The organism is Pseudomonas sp. o96-267, assembly GCF_003935465.1.
Taxonomy (GTDB): domain Bacteria; phylum Pseudomonadota; class Gammaproteobacteria; order Pseudomonadales; family Pseudomonadaceae; genus Aquipseudomonas; species Aquipseudomonas sediminis.
Map to the genome: position 1 here is coordinate 252490 of NZ_RHQP01000001.1, position 23692 is coordinate 276181.

Here is a 23692-nt window from a genome sequence, read left to right on the forward strand (position 1 = left end):
CTTGTTCAGCCCTTCTGCACGTTGCGAATCAGAAAGCTCAGCGCCTTGGCCAACTCTCCGGCGCCTTGGTGATCACGCACAATGCTCAGCAACGGGCTGCCGTCGGCCGGGTTGAACAGCACGCAACGGATACCACCGGTCGGACATTCGTAGCGGATGAACGGATCGATACCGAATACCGGAACACGCTGATTGCGCACCGAGATGGCAGTGCCCTGCGCGCCACGACTCTCCTCACGCAGAACAAGCTCACCGGTATTACCGACATTGAAGCGGTACAGCAGATCCTGCCGTTGCGCCTGGCCAACCTGGTAGCCAGCGCGCAGGGCGTAGGTTTCCAGCAATGCGTTGCTGTGCGCGAGCAACGCATTGCGCTCGTTATCGGCCAGATAAAGACGCTTGAGCCCGTCCAGATAAGCCGCCTGCTCGTCGCCCCGCAATGTCGCCGCGTCCTCGGCGCCGGCAACCGCGGGTATGGCCGTAAAAAGTGCTCCGCCAAGCACCATGGCCATGAGTTTTCTTGTCAGTCTCGCTTGCATGATGCACCCTTGCCGAACGCTATAGTGAAGTAGGCCTGAGCCCTAGCCTCCGTCCACGCCAATGCGCCTTCTGACGCAGCGGCCTTGTACCGAGAACGGATGCCTCGCCTGGTCAGCATACTGGAAGCCCAACGCCCAATGAAAAGCCATCCCGATGCCAGCACACGCTCGGCAGCCGAGGTTGTGACGCAGTTGCCAGTGCCCTCGCGGCTCGGCATGTTGCGTTTCGAGCGCTTGAACGAGCCGAGCTGGGCCCTGCTGTTTCTCGACCCGGCCTGCGAACGCCGGCTGGGTATCAGTGCCAGCGATCTCTGCGCGCTGGTGGATGCCCCCTACGCCAGCCTGATGGAGCCCGAGGCGCGCTACCGTCTGCACGACGCCATCCAGCAGCAACTGCTGCAAGGCCCGCATTACCTGGTGCACTACACCCTGCACACACCGCACGGTGCGCTGACCCTGCTGGAGATGGGCGAACCCTTCAAACAGCGCAACCGCCAGTTGCTGCGCGGCTATCTGCTGGTAGCTGATGAAAGCCTCGACCACTATGCCCCTGCCGAACAGGAGCTGCACACGCAGAATCAGCAGCTGCGAAGCTCGCTGCAGCAATATCAGCGCACCCAGAACGACCATCTGCAACATCTGGCGCGCTCGCATACCCAGCAGCAACTGATCGTGCGCCTGGCACGCCAACGCTATGTCTCCAGCGATCCGCGCCAGGAAGCCGCCGAACTCATCACCCAGGCGGCCTGCGAGGTTTACGGTGTGGCCCGGGCCGGAATCTGGCATCTGGGCGGCAATAGCCTCGATTCGGTGTCGCTGTACCGCCGCGACCTGAACCGACACGAGCAACTGCCCTCGATCGATGCGCATCATTTCCCGCACTACCTGGAGGCTCTGCAAAGCGGCCGAGCGATAGACGCCCACGATGCCCAGCATGACCTGCGCACCCGCGAGCTGGCCCCCGGTTACCTGCAACCGTTGGGCATCACCTCGATGCTGGATGCCAGTATCCGCATCGAAGGTGAAGTGGTGGGCGTGCTCTGCCTCGAACATATCGGCCCCAAACGTTTCTGGCAGGCCGACGAGATTGCCTTCGCCGGCGAGTTGGCCGACCAGTTCGCCCAGGTATTGGTCAATCAGGAGAAGCGCTCCGCCACCCACGCGCTGTATCTGTTCCAGCGCGCCGTCGAGCAGAGCGCCAGCGCCTTTCTTCTGGTCGACCGCGACGGCCGGGTGGAATACGTCAACCCCAGCTTCACCGCCATCACCCTCTACAGCAGCGACGAAGTCTGCGGTCACCGCCTGTCCGAGCTACCGGCCATGGCCAACCTTAGCGACCTGTTGTTCGACGCCCAGTCCAGCCTGGCCGAACACAGCAGCTGGCAAGGCGAATTCCGCAGTCGGCGCAAGAATCAGGAGCCGTACTGGGGCCATCTGTCGATCTCCAAGGTGTATGGCGACGATGGCGAACTGACCCACTACATCGGCATCTACGAAGACATTACCGAGGCCAAGCTGGCGCAGCAGCGCATCGAACGCCTGGCCTATACCGACAACCTGACCAACCTGGGCAATCGCCCGTCGTTCATCCGCAGCCTTGAAGAGCGCTTCGCCCGCAATGTTCAGTCGCTCGGGCTGCTGCTGGTGGACATCGACAACTTCAAGCGGATCAACGACAGCCTCGGCCACCAGACCGGCGACAAGCTGCTCTCGGCCCTAGCTCGGCGCCTGCGCAACAGTCTTGGCGCCAAGGGCACCCTGGCACGCTTCGCCAGCAATGAATTCGCCATCCTGCTCGACGGTTGCGATCAGGACGCGGGCCTGCGCGTCGCTCATCAGGTACTGCAAACCCTGGACAAGCCGCTGTTCGTCGACAACCAGTTGATCAGCATCACCGGCTCGGTGGGCTTGGCCATCGCCCCGGAACACGGTGACGACCCGCAGACCCTGATGAAGCACGCCGGCCTCGCCCTGCACAAAGCCAAGGCCAACGGTAAACATCAGGTGCAGTTGTTCACCGAAGCGCTGAACGCCGAGGCCAACTACAAGCTGTTCGTCGAGAACAACCTGCGCCGCGCGCTGACTCAGAACGAGCTGGAAGTCTTCTACCAACCCAAACTCTGTCTCAAGAGCGGGCAACTGCTGGGCATGGAGGCGCTGCTGCGCTGGCAGCATCCGGAGAAGGGCATGATCCGCCCGGATCAGTTCATCGGCGTTGCCGAGGAAACCGGCCTGATCATCCCCATCGGCAAGTGGGTGGTGCGCCAGGCCTGCCGCATGAGCAAGCAGATCGCCGCTATTGGCCTGGGTCAACTGCAGGTGGCGATCAATCTGTCGCCCAAACAGTTCTCCGACCCGGATCTGGTCGGCTCCATCGCCGCCATCCTGCATGAAGAACAGCTCGACCCCAGGTTGCTGGAACTGGAACTCACCGAAAGCCTGCTGCTGGAGGCCACCGACGACACCCGCCACCAACTGGGTCGCCTGAAGAGCCTGGGCCTGACCCTGGCCATGGACGACTTCGGCACGGGCTATTCGTCGCTCAGCTACCTGAAGAAATTCCCCATCGACGTGATCAAGATCGATCGCAGCTTCATCAAAGACATCCCGGACAACCAGGACGACATGGAGATCACCTCGGCGGTGATCGCCATGGCCCACAACCTCAAGCTCAAGGTCGTGGCCGAAGGCATCGAGACCGGCGCCCAGCTCGCGTTCCTGCGCCGCCAGCAATGCGACGTCGGCCAGGGCTACCTGTTCGACAAACCGATTTCCGGCCGCGAGCTGATCGTCAGCCTGCGCCGCTACCCCTGCCGGCCACAGACCGACGCCAGTCGCCAGGCCGACCAACGGACGTAATACGCCGCGTTGCGCGTAGTCCACCATTGACCCATTTCGAGGAGACCGCCATGGTTCTGCGCTCACAGATTCTCGTTAACAAGGATGTCCTGCCGACTGCCGAGCAGGCGCTGCCCGGTCGCGCCGAGCCGCTACCGGTGGCCGACACTCACTATGTCAATGGCAATCCGATCAAGGCGCCCTTCCCTGCCGGCCTGCAGCAGGCGGTATTCGGTCTGGGCTGTTTCTGGGGGGCAGAACGCCGCTTCTGGCAGCAACCCGGTGTGTTCAGCACAGCGGTCGGCTATGCCGGCGGCCTCACGCCCAACCCCACCTACGAGGAGGTCTGCTCCGGCCTGACCGGACACACCGAAGTGGTGCTGGTGGTGTTCGACCCGCAGCAAACCAGCTTCGAAGCGCTGCTCAAGGTGTTCTGGGAAGTGCACAACCCGACCCAGGGCATGCGCCAGGGCAACGACCAGGGCACCCAGTACCGCTCGGCGATCTACTGCCAGGACGAGGCGCAGCTGAGCGCCGCCAAAACCAGTCAGGCACGCTTTCAGGCCGAGCTGGACAAGGCCGGAATGGGCCACATCACCACGGAAATCGCCGAGGCGCCGACCTTCTATTACGCCGAGACCTATCATCAGCAATACCTGGCGAAGAATCCTGGCGGCTATTGCGGCCTGGGCGGAACAGGCGTATGTCTACCCCCTGAGTCTTGAGCACGGGTAACGGGCCGTGGAGCTGAGCAGCATTTCCAGTCAGGTATCGAGCCAGGCATCGGCGCAGATCTCCGCGCAGATGTCGCTTCTACTGCTGCGCAAGACACTGGAGCTGCAGGCTGCCAACATCACCGGGCTGGTGCAGTCAGCTGCACCGGCCAGCGCCCCCAGCAATCCGCCCAACCTGGGCAACAGCATCGACGTGATGGCCTGAACAACTGATACCGTCAAGCCATCAGCCGGACTAAACTGCGGGCAATTAGCTATCTTTCGACGAGCTCGGCATGCCCGCCACTCTGCCCACCATCACTCCCGATCAGCTTTGCGTCGGCCTCTATGTCCATCTGGACCTGAGCTGGTGGGAGCATGATTTCGCCTTCAGCAATTTCAAGATCAAGGACGAAGCGCAGATTCGCGCCTTGCATGCCCTCAATCTGAAGCAACTGCGCTATGACCCGGCACGCAGCGACTGCCCACCCCTGGAGCTCATCGCAGACGTACCGGCGCCCGCCCCCATCGAAGCGCCCGTCGACCCGCAAGCCCAGGAACGTCAGGAGCGCGCACAGAAACTGCGCCATCTGCGCAGCCGTCTGGCCGAGGTGGACCGCCGCTTCATCGAAGCCAGCCAACGCATCAAGACGCTCAACCAGACCCTGCGCAGCCGCCCGGAAGATGCCATGCGGCAGGCCGGCGCCATCGTCGGCGAAATGGTCGAAACGCTGCTCGGCGCTCCTGGCGTCGTACTCCACAGCATCACCGGCAAGGCCGCCGAGGACAGCTACTTCCACGCCCTCAACGTCACCGTGCTGTCTCTGCTGCTCGGGCGCCAGCTCGGCCTCGACAGCGAGGCCTGCCACAGCATCGGACTCGGCGCGCTGCTGCACGACATCGGCAAGCTGGAAGTGCCGAGCAAGGTGCTACTCAAGCCCGAGCCACTGACCCGCCCGGAGCAGCAATTGCTGCATATGCACACCGATTTCGGCCTACGCATGGGGCAGAAGCTGATGCTCGATGACGAGGTGCTGCGCATCATCCATGAACATCACGAACATTGTGACGGCAGCGGCTACCCACGTGGCCTGCGCGAAGCAGCGATCGGCCGCCTGAGTCGCCTGGTGGCCATCACCAATCACTTCGACGGGTTGTGCAACCCGCTCGACCCACGCCAGGCGCTGAGCCCGCACGAGGCCCTGGCGCTGATGTTCAAGCAGCAGCGCGAGCACTTCGACGACGTGATGCTGAAGGCCTTCGTTCGCGTGATGGGCATCTACCCGCCGGGCAGCCTGGTGCAACTGGACGATGAGCGTTATGCGCTGGTGCTGGGAATGAACCCGACTCAGGCACTGAAACCGACGCTGATCATTTACGACGCCGACATTCTCAAGCAGGAAGCAATGATCGTGGACCTCGCCCAGGAGCCGAAGCTCGCCATCGCCCGCAGCCTGCGCCCCTCGCAACTACCGCTGGAGGTGCTGGAGTACCTCAGCCCGCGGCGCAACCTGAGCTACCACATCGAGCCCAATCACAAGCCGGGTTGAGGCGTTGTAGCCCGGATGCAATCCGAGAGTCAGGGGCCACGGCTCCCGGATTGCATCCGGGCTTGCGCTTATGACTTGCCGCTTGCGGCTTCCTCGATCAACCAGTCCAGGCGCCAGCTGCCCTGGCTCTGGCCAAGTGCGTCTGCCAGCCAGGGCAGCAGTTGCTTGAGTTCGTCCTCCAGCCCCCATGGCGGGTTGCTGATGACCAGACCTGAACCACTCAAGCGCGTGGCATCGTCCGGCGCGTGCACGTAAAGCTCGGCACGCAGCAGCTTGGGCGCGGCGCTCTTGCTCAGATCGCGATAGAAACGCGCCAACTGCCGCTCGTCCTTGATCGGGTACCAGATCGCGACGATGGCCTGACGCATGCGCCCGTGCGCTTCGTTCAAGGCCTCGACACAGCGCTGCAGCTCGTCAGTCTGCTCGAACGGCGGATCGATCAGCAGCAGCACGCGTTTTTCGCGGGTCGGCATCAGCGCTCGAGGCACGTGCCAGCCTTCACCCAGGTGCACAGCGACGCGGCGGTCGCCGCGCATGTTGTCCTTGAGCAGGCGGCCGTCCTCGGGATGTTTTTCGTTGAGTTGCAGGTGATCCTGCTCACGGCTAAGCAGCCGGGCCAGCTCCGGCGACCCCGGGTAGTAGCGCAGCTCGCCATCGGGGTTCATCGCCCGCACCACCTCCAGGTAGGCCTCCACCGCATCCGGTAACTGCGTGGCCTGCCAGAGACGACCGATGCCTTCCAGGTACTCGCCGGTGCGGCTGGCCTGATCGCCCTGCAGATCGTACAGGCCGAGTCCAGCGTGGCTGTCGAGGTAGGCGAACGGTGCCTCTTTCTTCGACAGCAGGCCGATCAGGCGAGTCAGCACCAGGTGCTTGAGTACATCGGCATGGTTGCCGGCATGGAAGGCGTGGCGGTAGTTCATGGATCAGTCCTCGAATCAGGCGCGCAGTTTAACAGGCCGCTCGCCACTCGCATCGTGGCTTGCTCCACTGCACCTTCACGACCTAGTCTGCCCGCTCTTCCATGGACAGCGAGAACCCCGCCATGCCCCTGCAAAAGCTGCTCGGTAGCGAACTTCCCCTGATCCAGGCGCCGATGGCCGGCTCGCAGGATCATCGCCTGGCCGCCGCCGTGTGCCAGGCCGGCGGCCTCGGCTCGATTCCTTGCGCGATGCTCACACCTGCCGCCCTGAGCCAGGAGCTGCAAGCGATACGCGGCCTGACCGAACGGCCGTTCAACCTCAACTTCTTCAGCCATGTGCCGCCCGAGCCAGATGCGGCCCGCGAGGCTGGCTGGCGCGAAGCACTGGCGCCCTACTACCGCGAGCTGGGCGTAGACCCGGCAAGCATCGCCAGCGGACCAGGTCGCCTGCCATTCAACGATGAAACGGCCGCACTGGTGGAAGAGTTCCGCCCTGCGGTTGTGAGCTTTCACTTCGGCCTGCCACAACCGGACCTGCTAGAGCGCGTCCGCCGCAGCGGGGCGAAGATTCTCTCCAGCGCTACCACGCTGGACGAAGCGCTGTGGCTACAGGAACGGGGCGTTGATGCGGTGATCGCTCAGGGCCTGGAAGCAGGTGGCCATCGCGGGCACTTTCTGGACTTCGATCTGAGCCGCCAGCTTGGCACCTTCGCCCTGCTCCCCCAGTTGGTCGACGCTTTGTCGATACCGGTGATTGCCGCCGGCGGCATCAGCGATGCCCGCGGGGTAGCCGCGGCCATGGCCCTCGGCGCCGCCGGCGTGCAGGTTGGTAGTGCGTATTTGCTATGCCCGGAGGCCACCACCAGCGCCCTGCACCGTGCTGCGCTACGGAGCCCGGCGGCGCGCCACACAGCGCTGACCAATCTGTTCAGCGGGCGGCCGGCACGCGGCATCGTCAATCGCCTGATGCGCGAGCTGGGGCCGCTGAGCACACAGGCACCCGCTTTCCCCCTGGCCACAGCAGCCATCGCACCGTTGCGCGCAGCGGCCGAGGCGCAGGGCAGCGGCGACTTTTCACCGCTGTGGGCCGGGCAGAACATCGTCAACTGCAAACCGATGCCGGCTGCTGAGCTAACCCGCGAGCTGGCGCGAGGTTTCGCCTGACAGCCTGGTATGCCCTAGTAAGGCGGGTGCAACACGCCATTCTAGAAGCTGAATCGCGGCTGAAGCCGCTCCTACGGGACGGGTACTGGCGAGACGATGTAGCGCTTTATCACGGCCAATGATGATGCTGGGCAGTCAGGCGGCAGACTGCCTAGACTCGGACGATCATCTGGAGGCCCGTTCCATGTCCGAGACACTGCTCAGCTCCCGTAACCTGGCGTTCGAACTCTATGAAGTGCTCGACGCCGAAGCCCTGACCCAGCGTCCGCGCTTCGCCGATCACAACCGCGAGACCTTCGACGCGGCCATCAGCACCGCGCGCGGCATTGCCGAAGAGCTGTTCGCCCCGCACAACCGCAAGAACGACGAACACGAGCCGCAGTACGTCGACGGCGGCGCAGTGCTGATCCCCGAGATCGAGCCGGCGCTGCGTGCTTTTCATGAAGCGGGCTTCCTCAACGCCACCCGCGACTTCGAGCATGGAGGCATGCAGTTGCCCAACCTGCTGTCGCAGGCCTGCTTCGCGCATTTCCAGTCGGCCAATATCGCCACCAGCTCCTACTCGATGCTGACCATGGGCGTGGCCAACCTGATCGAGGCCTTCGGCAACGAGGAGCAGAAATCCCGCTACCTGCAGCCGATCATCGATGGCCGCTTCTTCGGCACCATGGCGCTGACAGAGCCGCATGCCGGCTCATCGCTTTCGGACATCAGAACCCGCGCCGAACCGCATGCCGATGGCAGCTACCGGATCAAAGGCAACAAGATCTTCATCTCCGGCGGCGACCAGCCGATTTCCGAAAACATCGTGCACATGGTGCTGGCCAAGCTGCCGGACGCACCGCCCGGGGTGAAAGGCATCAGCTTGTTCCTGGTGCCCAAGTTCCACGTTAACGACGACGGCAGCCTCGGCGCGCGCAACGACGTGACCCTGGCCGGCCTGTTCCACAAGATGGGCTGGCGCGGCACCACGTCCACCGCGCTGAACTTCGGCGACAACGGCGAGTGCGTCGGCTATCTGGTGGGCAAACCGCATGCAGGCCTGTCCTACATGTTCCAGATGATGAACGAGGCACGCATCGGCGTCGGCATGGGCGCGATCATGCTCGGCTACGCCGGCTACCTGTATTCGCTGGACTACGCGCGTAACCGCCCGCAAGGCCGCCAGCCGGACGGCAAGGACCCGAGCAGCCCGCAGATTTCCATCGTCGAGCACGCCGACGTGCGACGCATGCTGCTGACGCAGAAAGCCTACGTCGAAGGTGCATTCGACCTCGGCCTTTACGCCGCACGGCTGTTCGATGACACCCATACGCTGGAAACCGCCGAAGAGCGCAGCCGCGCTCTGGAACTGCTCGACCTGCTCACGCCCATCGTCAAATCCTGGCCATCGGAGTTCTGCCTCAAGGCCAACGAACTGGCGATCCAGATTCTCGGCGGCCACGGTTATACCCGCGAATACCCGGTGGAGCAGTACTACCGCGATAACCGCCTCAACCCGATCCACGAAGGCACGCATGGCATCCAGTCGCTCGACCTGCTCGGGCGCAAGGTCTCGCAGAACGGCGGCGCCGCACTCAAGCAATTGCTCAAGCTGATCAACGACTGCTGCCAGCGTGCCAGCGAGCATGAATCGCTCACTGCCCTGCGCCAGCCGCTGGAACAACTGCTGGCGCGCCTGCAGGCGGTGACCCTGGCCCTGCTCGGCGATCTGATGAGCGGCAAGGTCAACCAGGGGCTGGCCAACTCGGCGCTGTACCTGAAGGTGTTCGGTCATACGGTGATCGGCTGGCGCTGGCTGGAGCAGGCGATCCGTGCCGAGCAGGGCCTGGCCCGCAGCAACAATGCCGAGGAACAGGATTTCTATCGCGGCAAGCTGCAGGCGGCGCGTTACTTCCTGACCTGGGAGGTGCCGAGCTGCCACCACGACCTGAGTATTCTCGAGGCCCGCGACGACACCTGCCTGGGCATGCAGGACACCTGGTTCTAAGGCTCCCTGAAGGCCTCCGAGGCGCCCTGCAACAGGGCGCCCAGGGGCGCGTTAGAAAAATGTAATAACCTTTTTGACAGCGGTACGAGGGCTACGGTTAGAATCCCTGGCACGCGCCATGCATAGCGGCGCCCCAATGACCCAGCCAGGAGTACACGCAGTTGGATGCCAGCGCCATCAATAATCTGTTCTTGATCGGCGCCATGCTGGTAGCAGCCAGCATCCTGGTCAGCGCGTTCGGGTCGCGCTTTGGCATTCCCATCCTGGTGATTTTCCTCGGCGTCGGCATGCTTGCCGGCACCGACGGCCCCGGCGGCATCATCTTCAACAATTACCCCCTCGCCTATCTGGTCGGTAACCTGGCGCTGGCGATCATCCTGCTCGACGGCGGCATGCGCACCCGGGTCTCCAGTTTCCGCGTGGCTTTGTGGCCATCCCTGTCATTGGCGACGGTGGGTGTGGTGATCACCGCGGGCCTGACCGGCCTGGCGGCTACCTGGCTGTTCAATCTGACGCTGCTGGAAGGCTTGCTGATCGGCGCCATCGTCGGCTCCACCGATGCGGCGGCAGTATTCTCTTTGCTCGGTGGGCGCGGCCTCAACGAGCGAGTCAGCTCCACGCTGGAAATCGAGTCCGGTAGCAACGACCCGATGGCGGTATTCCTCACCGTTACCCTGATCGCCATGCTCGCCAGCGGCCAGACCGGCTTCAGTTGGGACCTGCCGATTCAATTGGTACAGCAGTTTGGCCTCGGCGCCCTGCTGGGCTTGGGTGGCGGCTGGCTGCTGCTCAAACTGATCAACCGCATGGAACTGGCCGCCGGCCTTTATCCGCTGCTGGTGGTCAGCGGCGGCCTGATCATCTTCGCGATCACCACCGCCGTAGGCGGCAGCGGCATCCTGGCCATCTACCTGTGCGGCTTGCTGCTGGGCAACCGGCCAATCCGCTCGCGCCACGGCATCCTGCATATGCTCGACGGCCTGACCTGGCTCGCGCAGATCGGCATGTTCCTGGTTCTCGGCTTGCTGGTCACGCCGCACGAGCTGCTGCCCATCGCACTGCCGGCGCTGGCCTTGGCTCTGTGGATGATTCTCTTCGCGCGGCCACTGTCGATCTTCCTCGGCCTGCTGCCGTTTCGTGCCTTCCACGACCGCGAGCGGATATTCATCGCCTGGGTTGGCCTGCGCGGCGCCGTGCCCATCATCCTCGCGGTGTTCCCGCTGATGGCCGGCCTGCCCAACGCGCAGTTGTTCTTCAACGTGGCGTTCTTCATCGTGATCATCTCTCTGCTGCTGCAGGGCACCAGCCTGCCGCTGGCCGCCAAGCTGATGCGCGTGACCGTACCGCCAGAGCCCGCACCGGTGTCACGCGCCGGCCTGGAAGTACACCCGACCAGCCAGTGGGAGCTGTTCGTCTATCGCCTGGGTGCAGAAAAATGGTGCATCGGCGCGGCCCTGCGTGAGCTGAACATGCCCGAGGGCACCCGCATCGCCGCGCTGTTCCGTGGCCGTGACCTGCTTCACCCCTCCGGCAGTACCCGCCTGGAAGCAGGGGATCTGCTCTGCGTGATCGGCCACGAGCACGACCTGCCGGCCCTTGGCAAGCTGTTCAGCCAGGCACCCAAGCGGGGTCAGGACCTGCGCTTCTTCGGTGATTTCGTGCTGGAAGGCGACGCCGAACTGAGCGCGGTTGCCTCGCTCTACGGCCTCAAGCTGGATGAGGTGGAGGGCAATCAGCCGCTGGGCCGCTTCATCGCTCACGAAATCGGTGGCGAACCGGTAGTCGGTGACCAGGTGGAATGGCAGGGCCTGACCTGGACGGTCGCGGCCATGGAGGGGAACAAGGTGCGTAAAGTCGGCGTCAGATTCCCAGAAGGCTCACGCCCTGGCCCCGGGCTGCACTTCTAGCAAGCAGTTGAAAACTACCTGCCAGGACTCTGCTAGCATCAGCATCACGCGCGGGCCACAAGGGCCCGCGTCTTCGTTGTGCCGCAGGTATTCTCCATCGTTGCCGTTCACTCAGTAGATCAATCGACCATGCATCTGTCGCGCCTTTCCCTAGCAGCCGTTCTGTTTGCCCTGTTCATCGGCATCCCACCCGTGTTCGCCGAAGAACCACCGACGGCAGAGAGCGTGCAGCAGAGCCTGGACAGCCTGGCTGATCGCAAGCTGCCGGAAGCCGAGCAACTGGCGCTCAAGCAGACCCTCGAACAAACGCTGCGCATGCTGCGGGACCGGCAAACCGCCGACCAGCGCCTCAACGACTTGCGCAAACAACTGGACGAGGCGCCACGCCTGATCAGCGAAGCACAGCGTGAACTGGACAAGCTCAAGGCCAGCCCAGAACAGCAGATCGCCGAGCGCCACGCACGAACCTCGCTCGCTCAGCTCGAGCAACTACTGAGCGAGCGCTCCACTCAGCTCAGCGAATGGAACAAGGCAATCATCGAGGCCAACAGCCTGGTGATCACCGCACAGACCCGGCCGGAGCGCGCCCAGGCGGAGATCAGCCAGAACCAGACACGCAGCCAGCTGATCAACGACGGCCTCAAGAGCGGTCGCTTCGATGGCAAGGCGTTGACTCAGGAGCGCCGCAATCAACTCACTGCAGAGCTCTCGCTGCTCGCGGCGCAAACCCAGCTGCGCCGCCAGGAACTGGCCGGCAACAGCCTGCTGCAGGACCTCGGCAGCGCACAGCGGGCCCTGTTCGAGGAGCGCATCAATCGTGCGGAGCAGGAACGCCAGGCACTGCAAAGCCTGATCAACGAACGCCGCCGCGCAGAATCGGAACAGACCGTCGCCGAGCAATCGCGTGAGGCCGAGCGCGCCAGCTCGGACAAACTGCTGGCCCGGGAAAGTACGCTCAACCTCAAGCTCTCCGATTACCTGCTGCGCGCGACAGATCGCCTCAATGGACTGACCGAGCAGAACCTGCAAACCCGCCAGCAGCTGGACAACCTCAACCAGGCCAACCAGGCGCTCGATGAGCAGATCCGGGTGCTGCAAGGCAGCCTGCTGCTGTCGAGAGTGCTCTACCAGCAGAAGCAAGCGCTACCGAAGCTGAAACTCGAAGAGGGTTCACTCGCCAACGAGATCGCCGATATTCGCCTCTACCAGTTCGAGCTGAACAAGCAGCGTGAGGAGATCAGCGACCCCGCCCGCTATGTGGACAATCTGCTCAGCGGCCAACCGAGCGAGGAGGTCACGCCGGCACTGCGCAGCGCGCTGCGCGACCAGCTCAATACCCGGCGTGAATTGCTCGATCGCCTCAACCGCTCGCTGAATGCGCTGCTCAACGAGTCGATCACGCTGCAGCTCAATCAGAAGGAGCTGGAAAACACGGCCAGCAGCCTGCGCGCCACCATCGACGAGCAGATGTTCTGGATTCCCAGCAACAAGCCACTCGATCTGGACTGGCTGAAATCGGCACCACGTCGTCTCGAGCAGCAACTGGCCAACATGCCCTGGGGCCTGGCCATCAGCGAGCTCGGCGCCGGCCTGTTCGAGCGCCCGCTGGTGTTCCTGCCGCTGATTCTGCTTTGCGCCCTGATTCTCTGGCGGCGCCAGTACCTGTTCAGCAAGCTCGGCGCGCTGCATGGCGACATTGGTCATTACAAGCACGACAGCCAGCTGCACACGCCCATGGCGCTGGGGCTCAACATCATCCTGGCGTTGCCGGTAACGCTGTTCCTGGCACTGTGCGGCTACGCCCTGCTGCATGATGCACGCGGGCAGAACCTCTACCTGGGCGCCGCGCTCTACGAGATGGCCGAGGCCTGGCTGGTGTTCTACACCCTGCACCGGATTCTCTCCCCGGATGGCGTGGCCATCCTGCACTTCCACTGGCCACCGGCCAACGTCGCCTTCTTCCGTCAGCACCTGCGTCGCCTGGGGCTGGTGGTGATGGCCCTGGTGGCCGTGGTGAGCATTGCCGAGCACCAGCCGGCGAGCCTGGCCGGCGACGTGATCGGCATCATCGTGGTGCTGAGCTGCTATGCCCTGATGGCCTGGCTGCTGTTCCACCTGCTGTTCAGCGCACCGCTGCGCGAGAACACCTCGGGGCTGCGCACCGGCGTCGGCGTGCTGTTCAACCTGCTGCCGCTGGCGCTGATCGGCGCAGTCGCCTTCGGCTATTACTACACCGCACTCAAGCTCACCGACCGGCTGATCGATACCCTGTACCTGCTGATCATCCTGCTGATCGTCGAAGCCACGCTGGTACGCGGCCTGAGTGTGGCGGCACGGCGCCTGGCCTATCAGCGCGCCCTGGCCAAACGCCAGGCGCAGAGCAAGGAAAGCCTGGATGGCGAAGCACCGGTGGAAGAGCCCACTCTGGACATCGAGCAGGTCAACCAGCAGTCCCTGCGCCTGATCCGCCTGGCCCTGCTCGGCGGTTTCCTGGTCTGCCTGTACGCGGTCTGGGCCGATCTGATCGGCGTATTCACCTACCTCGACACGGTCACTCTGTACGAATACAGCAGCGGCTCCGGGGACAGCGCGACGTTGGTGCCCATCAGCCTGATGGACGTGATCGGTGCACTGATCATCGTCGCCATCACCGTGGCCCTGGCGCGCAACCTGCCCGGCCTGCTTGAGGTACTGGTGCTGTCACGCATGCGCCTGGCGCAGGGCAGCGCCTATGCCACCACCACCCTGCTGTCCTATGCGCTGGTGGCCATCGGCATCGTCACCACGCTGTCGACGCTGGGGGTGAGCTGGGACAAGTTGCAGTGGCTGGTGGCGGCACTGTCGGTCGGCCTGGGCTTCGGCCTGCAGGAAATCTTCGCCAACTTCATCTCCGGCCTGATCATCCTGTTCGAGCGCCCGGTGCGTATTGGTGACGTGGTGACCATCGGTAACCTCTCCGGCACGGTGAGCAAGATCCGCATCCGCGCCACCACCATCACCGATTTCGACCACAAGGAAATCATCGTTCCGAACAAGACCTTCATCACCGGCCAGTTGATCAACTGGTCGCTGAGCGACACGGTTACCCGCGTCACCCTCAAGGTCGGCGTCGGTTATGGTTCGGACCTCGACCTGGTGCGCAAGCTGCTGCTGCAGGCCGCGCAGGAAAACCCGCGAGTGCTCAAGGAGCCGGCGCCCATCGTCTACTTCCTCAATTTTGGCGAGAGTACGCTCGACCACGAGCTGCGTATCCACGTGCGCGACCTCGGCGACCGCAACCCGGCCACCGACGAGATCAACCGCTTCATCGACCGCGAGTTCCCGAAGAACGGCATCAACATCGCCTTCCGCCAGGTCGAGGTGTACGTAAAGAATCTCGAGCATGGCGAGCAGAAGCTCGACCAGAAGAGTCTGGCCAAGGCCGCCGCCGCAGGAGCCGCCGGGGTGCAACAAACACCCCAGCCGCCCACAACGCCCTAAGCAGCCAGGAGCCCAGGTGAAAAATCTCGACACGCTGACCTTCGACAACCGCTTCGCTCGCCTCGGTGATACCTTCTCCACCGAGGTGCTGCCCGAACCCATCGAGCAGCCACGCCTGGTGGTGGCGAGCGAGGCGGCCATGGCCCTGCTCGATCTCAACCCTGCAGAGGCACAGCGCCCCGAGTTCGCCGAACTGTTCGCCGGGCACAAGCTGTGGGAAGAGGCCGAACCTCGCGCCATGGTCTATTCCGGCCACCAGTTCGGCGGCTACACCCCGCGCCTGGGCGATGGTCGCGGCCTGCTGCTCGGCGAAGTGGTCAACCAGAGCGGCGAGCATTGGGATCTGCACCTCAAAGGCGCCGGCATGACGCCTTACTCGCGCATGGGCGACGGCCGCGCGGTGCTGCGCAGCTCGATCCGCGAATTTCTCGCCAGCGAACACCTGCACGCCCTCGGCATCCCCAGCTCGCGCGCGCTGTGCGTGACCGGTTCGAGCACGCCGGTGTGGCGCGAGAAGCAGGAAAGCGCGGCCATGGTCCTGCGCCTGGCGCAGAGCCATGTGCGCTTCGGCCACTTCGAATACTTCTACTACACGCGCCAGCACGAGCACCTGAAGACCCTTGGCGAACACGTCATGGCCTGCCACTTCCCGCATTGTCTGGAACAGGACGAACCCTGGCTGGCGCTGCTGCGCGAGGTGATCGAACGCACCGCCGCGATGATCGCCCACTGGCAGGCCTATGGCTTCTGCCATGGCGTGATGAACACCGACAACATGTCGATCCTTGGCATCACCTTCGACTACGGCCCCTATGCCTTCCTCGACGACTTCGACGCCAATCACATCTGCAACCACTCCGACGACACTGGCCGCTACAGCTTCAGCAACCAGGTGCCCATCGCGCACTGGAACCTCGCCGCTCTGGCCCAGGCCATGACCCCATTCGCCTCCGTGGACAAACTGCGTGAGGCGCTGGACCTGTTCCTGCCGCTGTATCAGGCACACTACCTCGACCTGATGCGCAAGCGCCTGGGCTTCACCAGCGCCGAGGATGAGGATGAAGCGTTGATCCAGCGCCTGCTGCAACTGATGCAGGCCGGTAAATCCACCGACTACACCTTGTTCTTCCGCCGCCTTGGCGAACAGGCGCCTGCCGAAGCGCTGAAAGTCGTGCGTGAGGATTTCGTCGACCTTGCGGGCTTCGATGCCTGGGGCCAGGACTACCTGGCGCGCTACGCCCTGGAAGGTGGCGAGCAGAGCGAACGCCAGGCGCGCATGCACGCGATCAACCCCAAATACATCCTGCGCAACTACCTGGCGCAGCAGGCCATCGAAGCGGCCGAGGGCGGCGACTATGGCCCGGTGCGCGAACTGCACAGCGTGCTGTCACGACCGTTCGACGAGCAACCCGATATGCAACGCTATGCCGAACGCCCGCCGGAGTGGGGCAAGCACCTGGAGATCAGCTGTTCGTCGTAAGTGATAACACTGTCGGCCCTCTCTCGCGGCGGCTCACAGCCGCAGGCCAAGGCCTCGACAGTGCTTATCTGTTAAATCGAAAAGGCATATCAATCTGCCCAAACATTCTTAGACTATCTAAAAGAACCCCTCTATCTTGGCGCCCTGCCAGGCCGCCCAGTGCGTGCCCGATACCTCACACGAGATTCGACGCAAAGAATCTGTCCCCGATCCTGCTGGCCGGGACCTGCTGCGCAAACAGCCAGGCCGCCTAGCCGATCAAAGGCCGGTTCTAAGGATTTTCATGCTCTGGGACTCCCTGCCCCTGCTGTTTGTCGGCGCCCTGCTGGTCTGGGTGCTCTATGCCTTCGTTCGCGAAAAGTGGAGCCCGGACATCGTCGCCGCCATCGCCGTGGCCGCCTTGCTGGTCAGCCAGCTGCTGACGCCAGGCGAAGTGCTCAGCGTGCTGTCCAACTCGGCCCCCGTCACCATCGCCTGCATGTTCGTGCTGTCCGCCGCGCTGGAGCGTACCGGCTGCATCGACGCCCTCGGTAACTGGCTGGGCAATCTGGTCGGCACCAGCCCGATTCGCGTACTCACCGGCCTCACCGTCACCGCACTGGTGGTATCCGCCTGCCTGAACAACACGCCGGTAGTGGCTATCCTCACCCCGGTGGCGATCGCCCTGGCGCGCCGCGCCGGCACCCTGCCATCCAAACTGCTGATTCCACTGTCCTACGCCACCATCCTCGGCGGCACCCTGACCATGATCGGCACATCGACCAACATCCTGGTCGACGGCGTAGCACGCAAGGCCGGCATGGAGCCCTTCGGCATTTTCGAGATCACCGGTGCGGGTCTGATCCTGGCCACGGTCGGCATGCTTTACTTGCTGACCATCGGCCGCCACCTGCTGCCAGAGCGCGAGACCCTGTCGCGCCAGCTGCGCCCCGACCTGTCGCGCACCTTCATGACCGAACTGCTGGTGCCGCATGACTCGCCGATGATCGGCAAGACGCTGCACGACGCCAACCTCAACGGCGGCAGCGGCCTGCAGGTGCTCAAACTGTTCCGTGAAGAGCAGGAGCTGACCGCCCCCGGCGCCGACACCCTGCTGGCCAGCGGCGACCGCCTGGTGCTGCACGGCCAGGTCAAGGATGTGGTGGAGCTGCGCGAGAGTGGCCACCTGAGCTTCAACCGTGGTGACGCCTTCGAGACCATCAGCAGCCACGACGTGATCCTTGCCGAAGCCATAGTCGGGCGTAACTCACGCTACAGCCACCGGCCGATGCGCGATCTGGACCTCACCGCGCGCTATGGCATCGCCGTACTCGCCGTGCATCGCCAGGACGAGAACGTGCAGGGCAACCTCGATGATTTCGAGCTGCAATTCGGCGACGTGATGCTGGTCGAGGGCACCCCTGCGCAGATCAAACGCTTCGCCGACAACGGCGAGCTGATCAGCCTCAACGCCGTGCAGGAGCGCGCCTTCCGTCGCGACAAGGCGCCGATCGCCATTCTCTCGACCCTGGCCGTGATGCTGCTGGCCGCTTTCGGCGTGATGCCCATCGAGGGCCTGGCGATCATCGGCGCAGTCACCGTGCTGGCCACTCGCTGCCTGGACGTGGAAGACGCCTACAAGGCTGTGGACTGGAAGATCCTTAGCCTGATCTTCGGCATGCTGGCCATCAGCATCGCCATGGACAAGGTGGGTCTGGTCAAACTCATGGTGGAGAACGTCATGGGCTGGTTGCCCTGGGCCGGGCCGCTGCTGATGCTGAGCTTCATCTACCTATTCACGTCCATCCTCACCGAGGTGTTGTCGAACAATGCCGTGGCCGTACTGGTGACCCCCATCGCCATTGGCATGGCTCAACATCTGGGCGTCGACCCACGCGCCTTCGTCGTCGCTGTGATGTTCGCCGCCAGCGCCAGCTTCGCCACGCCCATCGGTTACCAGACCAACACCTTCGTCTACAACGCCGGTGGCTACCGCTTCACCGACTTCATGAAGATCGGTATTCCGCTGAACCTGCTGCTGTGGGGCGTCGCTACAGTGGTCATCCCCTGGTTCTTCCCGCTGACCCCGCTCTGACTTGATATCCGCAGGCGCTGGCTCCATTTAATGCACATGCCCCACGGAGCCTCGCCTCATGTCCGATCCGCTGCTGATTCCCTGCCCGCACTGCAACGGGCTCAACCGTATTCCTGCCGAGCGTCTGAACGACACGCCGCGCTGCGGTCGCTGCAAGAGTGAAGTGCTTCCCGCTGCGCCGATCACCCTGACCCAAGCCAACTTCGCCAGTCAGTTGAAGGGCGACCTGCCATTGCTGGTGGACGTCTGGGCCAGTTGGTGCGGTCCCTGCCAGGCCTTCGCGCCAACCTTTCAGCAGGCGGCCGCACAACTGCAAGGGCGCTGCCGCCTGGGCAAACTGGACAGCGAGGCCAACTCGAACCTGGCCGGGCAATTGGGCATCCGTTCGATTCCCAGCCTGATCCTGTTCAAAGGCGGCGTCGAAGTCGCCCGCCAGAGTGGCGCCATGCCGCTGCCGCAACTGCAGGCATGGCTGCGTCAGCAGGGTATCTGAGCGCTTCGGTCACTCGCCGCGGGCGCTGCGGTCAATTGCAGCGCGCCACCGGCCCCTTAGTCTGGCAAAACGTCCGCTCAAGGAGCTTCGCCATGCCGCTGCCCGTTGAAATCGCCCGCCAACTCACCGAAGAACAGATCGCCTTCGTCAAACGCAGCGGCCTCAAGGCCGAGGTGCTGGAACCAGGTTTCGTGCGCCTGCGCATGCCCCTGCAAGGCAACCAGAATCATATCGGCAGCATGTACGCCGGCGCTCTCTTCACCCTGGCGGAAATACCCGGCGGCGCGCTGTTTCTGACCAGCTTCGACGCCCAGCGCTTCTACCCCATCATCAAGGAAATGAACCTGCGTTTTCGTCGCCCCGCCACGGGTGATATCGAGGTCGAGGCGCGCCTTTCGGCCGAGGAAATCGCTCGCTTGGAAGAACAGGCCAGCCAGCAGGGCAAGGCCGATTACCTGCTGGAGCTGCAACTGACCGACGGTGATGGAGAAGTAGTCGCAGAAAGTCGCGGCCACTACCAATTGCGTTTACGCTGAATGACGCCGCTGCCTGCATTCGCACTCGGTAACAGTCCCTGACCTTGCCATAGGTCAAAAGAGCGGCTATCTGAACAGGCACAATAAAATTGCCGAGGGGTATCGGCAGGAGAGCCGTCACCATGTTCAAGCACATCCTCATCGCCCATGACCTGCGCGACACCGCTGACATGGCGCTATGCCGCGCCACCCAACTGGCCCAGCAGCATAACGCCCGCCTGACCATGCTCCATGTGCTCGACCCGAGCCAGAGCAGCGACCAGCATGAGAAAGCGCGCCAGGCGCTGGATCGCAGCCTGACCCAATACGCCCCGCCCGGCACCGAGCTGCGCATGCTCAGCGGCAAACCGTCGGAGGTCGTCCTGCAACAGGTTCAGGACAGCGGCTGCGATCTGCTGGTGCTGGGCGGGCACCACCAGCGCCATGACTTTTTCTCCGGCACCAGCCTCGACCGTATCGCCCGACGCTGCACCGTGCCGCTGCTGCTGGTCGCACGCAACGACTCCCAGCCTTACCAGCGGGCGCTGGCCGCCATCGATTTTTCCCTGTGCGCCTGCAGCGCACTCGGCCAGGCCTATCAATTGCTGCCTGGCCATGCCGAGTTGCACGCCCTGCATGTATTCGAACCGGACAAGGGCACGCCGCAGCAGGTCGAACTGCAACTGCAGACCCAGCAAGGCCTGATCGATCAGCTACTGCTCGACGAAGCACAGAAACTTCCAGCGGACGGCCCGAAACTGAGCCATGAAGTGCTGCAAGGCGGTATCCTGCGCAGCCTGCAGGAGCAGATCAAGACGCGTCGAGCAGAACTGCTGGTACTCGGCAGCCACGGCCGTAGCGCCTTCTCTCAGGCGCTATTGGGCAGCCTGGCGCAGCACTTCCTGCACAAGGCGCCCTGCGACGTGTTCGTGGTGCGTTAACGAACAAGGCGCCCACGGGCGCCTTGATTTATCGCTGACAAACCTTCAAGCCTGATTGAGCAGATCGTGCAGTTCGACGAACTGCTGGGTCAGCTTGTGCCGTGCATCCAGATGGATCAGCGGCGTGCACACCTGGTGCGACTCGCGCATCTTCACCGAGCTCATCAGGTTTACCGGCAACACCGGCAGTCCTTCGGCGATCAGCTCGTCCAGCAACTGCTGCGGCAAGGTCGCGCGTGGCTGGAACTGGTTGACCACGATACCTTCCACCTCCAGAGCATCGTTATGGTCCTCCTTCAACTCCTCGATCTCGGCCAGCAGGCCGTACAGCGCGTTGCGCGAGAAGCTGTCGCAGTCGAAGGGAATCAACACGCGGTCTGCGGCGATCAAGGCTGAAACCGTATAGAAATTCAGTGCCGGCGGGGTATCCAGGTAGATGTGGTCGTAATCTTCGGCCAACTCGTCGAGCAGTTTGCGCAGCTTGTTGATCTTGTGTTTCTGCTCGAGCTTGGGCTGCAGCTCGGCCAGCTCTGCCGTGGCGGTGACCACATGCAGGTTGTCGAACGGCGTCTCGTAGATATCCACCTTGCCCTTCTTCGCAAAAGGCCCGGAAGCCAGGGTCTGCTTGAAGAAGTCGGCAATACCCATGGGAATCTCCTCGCCGGTCAGCCCGGTGAGGTAATGGGTCGAATTGGCCTGGGCATCCAGGTCGATCAGCAGCGTACGGTAGCCCTGCGCCGCACTGACCGCCGCGAGATTACAGGCGATGCTGGACTTGCCCACGCCCCCCTTCTGGTTGAACACCACACGTCGCATCGCCGCTCTCCCTGATCTGGAATGTTCCGAATTCTATGCAAAGCCCATGACAAGCACGAGACGTAGGCCACATCGCCATCATCCGCCCATCAGAAGAAGCTGCGCAACATTTGCACAGTGCCGCGCGCATCTAGATAATGCCCGCCCGAACAAGTACCGGCACTATGCCATGGCACTGACTGACGCCGTCTCTTTCAGGCGACTCGTCGTGCCGCCCAGTATGCCCGGAGTGGCGAAAAGCCTCGTGCTATGAATTTCCAGATCGAAGGATTGCGCGCCTGGGCCCCCGGCCTGGAGTCAGAGGATGATTGGCGGGCCTGGTGCAGCGCCCCCACGGTCGTGCCTGACGACCAGCAGCAGCCGGACGTAAGCTTTCTACCCGCCATGCAGCGGCGTCGTCTAAGCCGACTGGCGCGCATGCTGTTCCATGTCGCCTGGCCACTGGCAGAAGGCCAAGGCCCTTTACCCCTGGTGTTCGCCTCGCGCCATGGCGAAACCCCACGCACGCTGGCAATCCTCAACGAACTGGCAAAGGGCGAGCCGCTGTCGCCTACCCAATTCAGCCTGTCTGTGCACAACGCCATCATCGGCCTGTGGTCGATCCTGCGTGAAGACCGTAGCGAGATGACCGCCATGGCCGCCGCCGGCGACGGCCTGGAACAGGCCATGGTCGAAGCAAGTGGCCTGCTGGCCGAAGGCGCTCCTGCAGTGTTACTAGTTATTGCAGAAGAATTACCGCCTGACCTCTACACGCCCTATATAGATGACGTACCCTTCTCCTACGCGCTGGCTCTGCTGCTGAAACCGGGCACAACCTGGACCTTGAGCCTCGCTCCCGCCGAATCCGGCTTACCCGCCGCCTGGCCACACCCCCTGAACCTGCTGCGCGCCTTCCATGGCGGGCAGCGAACGCTGACTCATTACTGGAAAGACCGCCAATGGACCTGGTCACGCAACGAGGCCTGAGCCCTTACAGCCCGCCTTATGCATGGAGGCTTGTCGCCACAGCACTGAGCTTCGCCCTCTTCGGCGTCGGTGGTGTGCTGCTACGCGTGCTGGTATTCCCCCTGCTCAGCCTGCTGCCCGGCGACGTTCTGCGTCGGCGTACCCGAGCACGCGCCGTGGTCAGCCGGACGTTTCGCCTATTCGTCGAGTTCATGTTCCGCACCGGTGTACTCACCTATGAGGTCGAGGGCGCAGAGCGCCTGGGCCGTCCAGGGCAAATGGTGATCGCCAATCACCCCTCGCTGATCGACGTGGTCGTGCTGATCGCCTTCATCCGCGACGCCAACTGCGTGGTCAAACAGAGCCTGTGGGAAAACCCCTGCATGCGCGGGCCGATTCGCGCCGCCCAGTACATCAGCAACAGCGGCAGCATGGACATGCTCGATGAGGCCGCCAGCGCCCTGCAAAGCGGCGAAACTCTGATCATTTTCCCCGAGGGCACCCGTACGGTGCCCGGCAGCAACCCGGAATTTCACCGTGGCGCCGCCGCGATTGCCGTGCGTGGTGCCAGCGTGGTGACCCCGGTGGTCATCAGCGTGACACCGACCACCCTGACCAAGGCCGAACCCTGGTACAGCATTCCGTCGCGCCGTTTTCACTTTCGCCTGCGGGTCGGAGAGGATATCGATCCGCGGCAATTCACCGAGCAGGCACCACTGCCGATTGCCTCGCGCAAGCTCAACGACCATCTGCACCAACACTTTATGAAGGAGCTCGCCTCAGATGAGCAATCTGCAACTTGAAATCAAGAACCTGATTATCGATGCCCTCGGTCTAGAGGACATGAGCGCCGATGACATCGGCGCAGAGCAGACGCTTTTTGGAGAAGGGCTCGGCCTGGACTCGGTAGACGCACTCGAACTGGGGCTGGCGATCCAGAAACGTTTCGGCATCAAGATCGACGCCGAAGCCAAGGACACACGCAAGCATTTCGCCAACGTCGCGAGCCTGGCTGCGTTCGTTTCTGCCCAGCAAGTTGCTTGAGGACTATCCGCGATGCAAAGCCGTGAAGAAATCTTCGTTACCCTGCGTAGCGCCCTGGTGGAGCTGTTCGAGCTGGATGCCGAGCGTGTGAACCTGGACGCCAGCCTGTATGAAGACCTGGAAATCGACAGCATCGACGCGGTCGACCTGATCGACCATATCAAGCGCCAGACCGGGCGCAAGCTCGCTGCGGAAGAGTTCAAAAGCGTGCGCAGCGTGGGCGATGTGGTCGAGGCCGTCTATCGCCTGATCAATGACGTTCCTCAGGCCCAAGACTGACC

The 23692-nt window shown here is 63.3% G+C and carries 20 protein-coding genes; 17 read left to right on the top strand and 3 right to left on the bottom strand.

The annotated features are described in order from the left end of the window. Positions 1 to 5 precede the first annotated feature (5 nt). Positions 6 to 539, bottom strand: coding sequence for a hypothetical protein (locus EGJ86_RS01080; protein WP_256672113.1), 534 nt, complete (start codon positions 537 to 539; stop codon positions 6 to 8). Positions 540 to 677: 138 nt separating this feature from the next. Here EGJ86_RS01080 and EGJ86_RS01085 point away from each other — a divergent pair, with 138 nt between their 5' ends. From EGJ86_RS01085 to EGJ86_RS01100, 4 genes are all read left to right on the top strand, one after another. Further along, positions 678 to 3398: a bifunctional diguanylate cyclase/phosphodiesterase gene (locus tag EGJ86_RS01085; protein WP_125833624.1), complete on the top strand. Its 2721-nt coding sequence runs from the start codon at positions 678 to 680 to the stop codon at positions 3396 to 3398. Between the two features lie 50 nt (positions 3399 to 3448). Then, positions 3449 to 4102 carry a peptide-methionine (S)-S-oxide reductase MsrA gene (gene msrA / locus EGJ86_RS01090; protein ID WP_125833625.1) on the top strand — a complete coding sequence of 218 codons (654 nt, stop codon included), beginning with the start codon at positions 3449 to 3451 and terminating at the stop codon, positions 4100 to 4102. Between the two features lie 16 nt (positions 4103 to 4118). After that, complete coding sequence (locus EGJ86_RS01095) at positions 4119 to 4316, top strand: putative motility protein (RefSeq protein WP_061238377.1); 198 nt, start codon at positions 4119 to 4121, stop codon at positions 4314 to 4316. 70 nt (positions 4317 to 4386) lie between these two features. Further along, positions 4387 to 5640 carry an HD-GYP domain-containing protein gene (locus tag EGJ86_RS01100; RefSeq protein WP_125833626.1) on the top strand — a complete coding sequence of 418 codons (1254 nt, stop codon included), beginning with the start codon at positions 4387 to 4389 and terminating at the stop codon, positions 5638 to 5640. A 68-nt stretch (positions 5641 to 5708) separates the two neighbouring features. Here the strand turns inward: EGJ86_RS01100 and EGJ86_RS01105 are convergent, their stop codons facing one another. Beyond that, complete coding sequence (locus EGJ86_RS01105; RefSeq protein ID WP_125833627.1) at positions 5709 to 6563, bottom strand: 23S rRNA (adenine(2030)-N(6))-methyltransferase RlmJ; 855 nt, start codon at positions 6561 to 6563, stop codon at positions 5709 to 5711. Positions 6564 to 6685: 122 nt separating this feature from the next. On the opposite strand from EGJ86_RS01105, the gene EGJ86_RS01110 reads away from it, so the two are divergent. From EGJ86_RS01110 to EGJ86_RS01150, 9 genes are all read left to right on the top strand, one after another. Next, positions 6686 to 7726, top strand: coding sequence for a nitronate monooxygenase family protein (locus EGJ86_RS01110; RefSeq protein ID WP_125833628.1), 1041 nt, complete (start codon positions 6686 to 6688; stop codon positions 7724 to 7726). A gap of 184 nt (positions 7727 to 7910) precedes the next feature. Further along, positions 7911 to 9716 carry an acyl-CoA dehydrogenase gene (locus EGJ86_RS01115; RefSeq protein WP_125833629.1) on the top strand — a complete coding sequence of 602 codons (1806 nt, stop codon included), beginning with the start codon at positions 7911 to 7913 and terminating at the stop codon, positions 9714 to 9716. Between the two features lie 161 nt (positions 9717 to 9877). Beyond that, positions 9878 to 11623, top strand: coding sequence for a potassium/proton antiporter (locus EGJ86_RS01120; protein ID WP_125833630.1), 1746 nt, complete (start codon positions 9878 to 9880; stop codon positions 11621 to 11623). Between the two features lie 129 nt (positions 11624 to 11752). Then, the gene (mscK, locus tag EGJ86_RS01125) at positions 11753 to 15103 is read left to right on the top strand and encodes a mechanosensitive channel MscK (RefSeq protein ID WP_074676367.1); all 3351 of its coding nucleotides are present in this window, start codon (positions 11753 to 11755) and stop codon (positions 15101 to 15103) included. Positions 15104 to 15119: 16 nt separating this feature from the next. Then, a complete protein-coding gene (gene selO, locus EGJ86_RS01130; RefSeq protein ID WP_125833631.1) occupies positions 15120 to 16583 on the top strand; it encodes a protein adenylyltransferase SelO in 1464 nt (487 codons plus the stop codon). 283 nt (positions 16584 to 16866) lie between these two features. Next, entirely contained in the window at positions 16867 to 18657 is a 1791-nt protein-coding gene (locus tag EGJ86_RS01135) for an SLC13 family permease (protein ID WP_125833632.1), read from the top strand. 58 nt (positions 18658 to 18715) lie between these two features. Then, on the top strand, positions 18716 to 19150 hold the full coding sequence (trxC, locus tag EGJ86_RS01140; protein ID WP_125833633.1) for a thioredoxin TrxC: 435 nt from the start codon (positions 18716 to 18718) through the stop codon (positions 19148 to 19150). 92 nt (positions 19151 to 19242) lie between these two features. Continuing rightward, the gene (locus tag EGJ86_RS01145; RefSeq protein WP_125833634.1) at positions 19243 to 19686 is read left to right on the top strand and encodes a PaaI family thioesterase; all 444 of its coding nucleotides are present in this window, start codon (positions 19243 to 19245) and stop codon (positions 19684 to 19686) included. A 122-nt stretch (positions 19687 to 19808) separates the two neighbouring features. Next, entirely contained in the window at positions 19809 to 20606 is a 798-nt protein-coding gene (locus EGJ86_RS01150) for a universal stress protein (RefSeq protein WP_125833635.1), read from the top strand. A 45-nt stretch (positions 20607 to 20651) separates the two neighbouring features. Here the strand turns inward: EGJ86_RS01150 and EGJ86_RS01155 are convergent, their stop codons facing one another. Next, on the bottom strand, positions 20652 to 21422 hold the full coding sequence (locus EGJ86_RS01155; RefSeq protein WP_125833636.1) for a ParA family protein: 771 nt from the start codon (positions 21420 to 21422) through the stop codon (positions 20652 to 20654). Between the two features lie 249 nt (positions 21423 to 21671). Between EGJ86_RS01155 and EGJ86_RS01160 the strand changes: the two genes are divergently transcribed. Genes EGJ86_RS01160 through EGJ86_RS01175 form a run of 4 tightly spaced genes read left to right on the top strand, consistent with a single transcriptional unit; the run spans position 21672 to position 23690 of the window. Then, the gene (locus EGJ86_RS01160; protein ID WP_125833637.1) at positions 21672 to 22388 is read left to right on the top strand and encodes a beta-ketoacyl synthase chain length factor; all 717 of its coding nucleotides are present in this window, start codon (positions 21672 to 21674) and stop codon (positions 22386 to 22388) included. Next, a complete protein-coding gene (locus EGJ86_RS01165; protein ID WP_177431950.1) occupies positions 22361 to 23170 on the top strand; it encodes a 1-acyl-sn-glycerol-3-phosphate acyltransferase in 810 nt (269 codons plus the stop codon). The genes EGJ86_RS01160 and EGJ86_RS01165 overlap by 28 nt, the downstream gene beginning before the upstream one ends. After that, entirely contained in the window at positions 23151 to 23411 is a 261-nt protein-coding gene (locus EGJ86_RS01170) for a phosphopantetheine-binding protein (RefSeq protein ID WP_125833638.1), read from the top strand. Before EGJ86_RS01165 ends, EGJ86_RS01170 begins: the two co-directional genes overlap by 20 nt. A gap of 12 nt (positions 23412 to 23423) precedes the next feature. Further along, positions 23424 to 23690 carry an acyl carrier protein gene (locus EGJ86_RS01175; protein WP_125833639.1) on the top strand — a complete coding sequence of 89 codons (267 nt, stop codon included), beginning with the start codon at positions 23424 to 23426 and terminating at the stop codon, positions 23688 to 23690. Positions 23691 to 23692: the final 2 nt, after the last annotated feature.

Excerpts from the sequence above, each read along its gene's own strand:
- EGJ86_RS01080 (WP_256672113.1), bottom strand. The coding sequence starts at position 539 with ATGCAAGCGAGACTGACAAGAAAACTCATGGCCATGGTGCTTGGCGGA.
- EGJ86_RS01085 (WP_125833624.1), top strand. The coding sequence starts at position 678 with ATGAAAAGCCATCCCGATGCCAGCACACGCTCGGCAGCCGAGGTTGTG.
- msrA (WP_125833625.1), top strand. The coding sequence starts at position 3,449 with ATGGTTCTGCGCTCACAGATTCTCGTTAACAAGGATGTCCTGCCGACT.
- EGJ86_RS01100 (WP_125833626.1), top strand. The coding sequence starts at position 4,387 with ATGCCCGCCACTCTGCCCACCATCACTCCCGATCAGCTTTGCGTCGGC.
- EGJ86_RS01105 (WP_125833627.1), bottom strand. The coding sequence starts at position 6,563 with ATGAACTACCGCCACGCCTTCCATGCCGGCAACCATGCCGATGTACTC.
- EGJ86_RS01110 (WP_125833628.1), top strand. The coding sequence starts at position 6,686 with ATGCCCCTGCAAAAGCTGCTCGGTAGCGAACTTCCCCTGATCCAGGCG.
- EGJ86_RS01115 (WP_125833629.1), top strand. The coding sequence starts at position 7,911 with ATGTCCGAGACACTGCTCAGCTCCCGTAACCTGGCGTTCGAACTCTAT.
- mscK (WP_074676367.1), top strand. The coding sequence starts at position 11,753 with ATGCATCTGTCGCGCCTTTCCCTAGCAGCCGTTCTGTTTGCCCTGTTC.
- EGJ86_RS01135 (WP_125833632.1), top strand. The coding sequence starts at position 16,867 with ATGCTCTGGGACTCCCTGCCCCTGCTGTTTGTCGGCGCCCTGCTGGTC.
- trxC (WP_125833633.1), top strand. The coding sequence starts at position 18,716 with ATGTCCGATCCGCTGCTGATTCCCTGCCCGCACTGCAACGGGCTCAAC.
- EGJ86_RS01145 (WP_125833634.1), top strand. The coding sequence starts at position 19,243 with ATGCCGCTGCCCGTTGAAATCGCCCGCCAACTCACCGAAGAACAGATC.
- EGJ86_RS01150 (WP_125833635.1), top strand. The coding sequence starts at position 19,809 with ATGTTCAAGCACATCCTCATCGCCCATGACCTGCGCGACACCGCTGAC.
- EGJ86_RS01155 (WP_125833636.1), bottom strand. The coding sequence starts at position 21,422 with ATGCGACGTGTGGTGTTCAACCAGAAGGGGGGCGTGGGCAAGTCCAGC.
- EGJ86_RS01160 (WP_125833637.1), top strand. The coding sequence starts at position 21,672 with ATGAATTTCCAGATCGAAGGATTGCGCGCCTGGGCCCCCGGCCTGGAG.
- EGJ86_RS01165 (WP_177431950.1), top strand. The coding sequence starts at position 22,361 with ATGGACCTGGTCACGCAACGAGGCCTGAGCCCTTACAGCCCGCCTTAT.
- EGJ86_RS01170 (WP_125833638.1), top strand. The coding sequence starts at position 23,151 with ATGAGCAATCTGCAACTTGAAATCAAGAACCTGATTATCGATGCCCTC.
- EGJ86_RS01175 (WP_125833639.1), top strand. The coding sequence starts at position 23,424 with ATGCAAAGCCGTGAAGAAATCTTCGTTACCCTGCGTAGCGCCCTGGTG.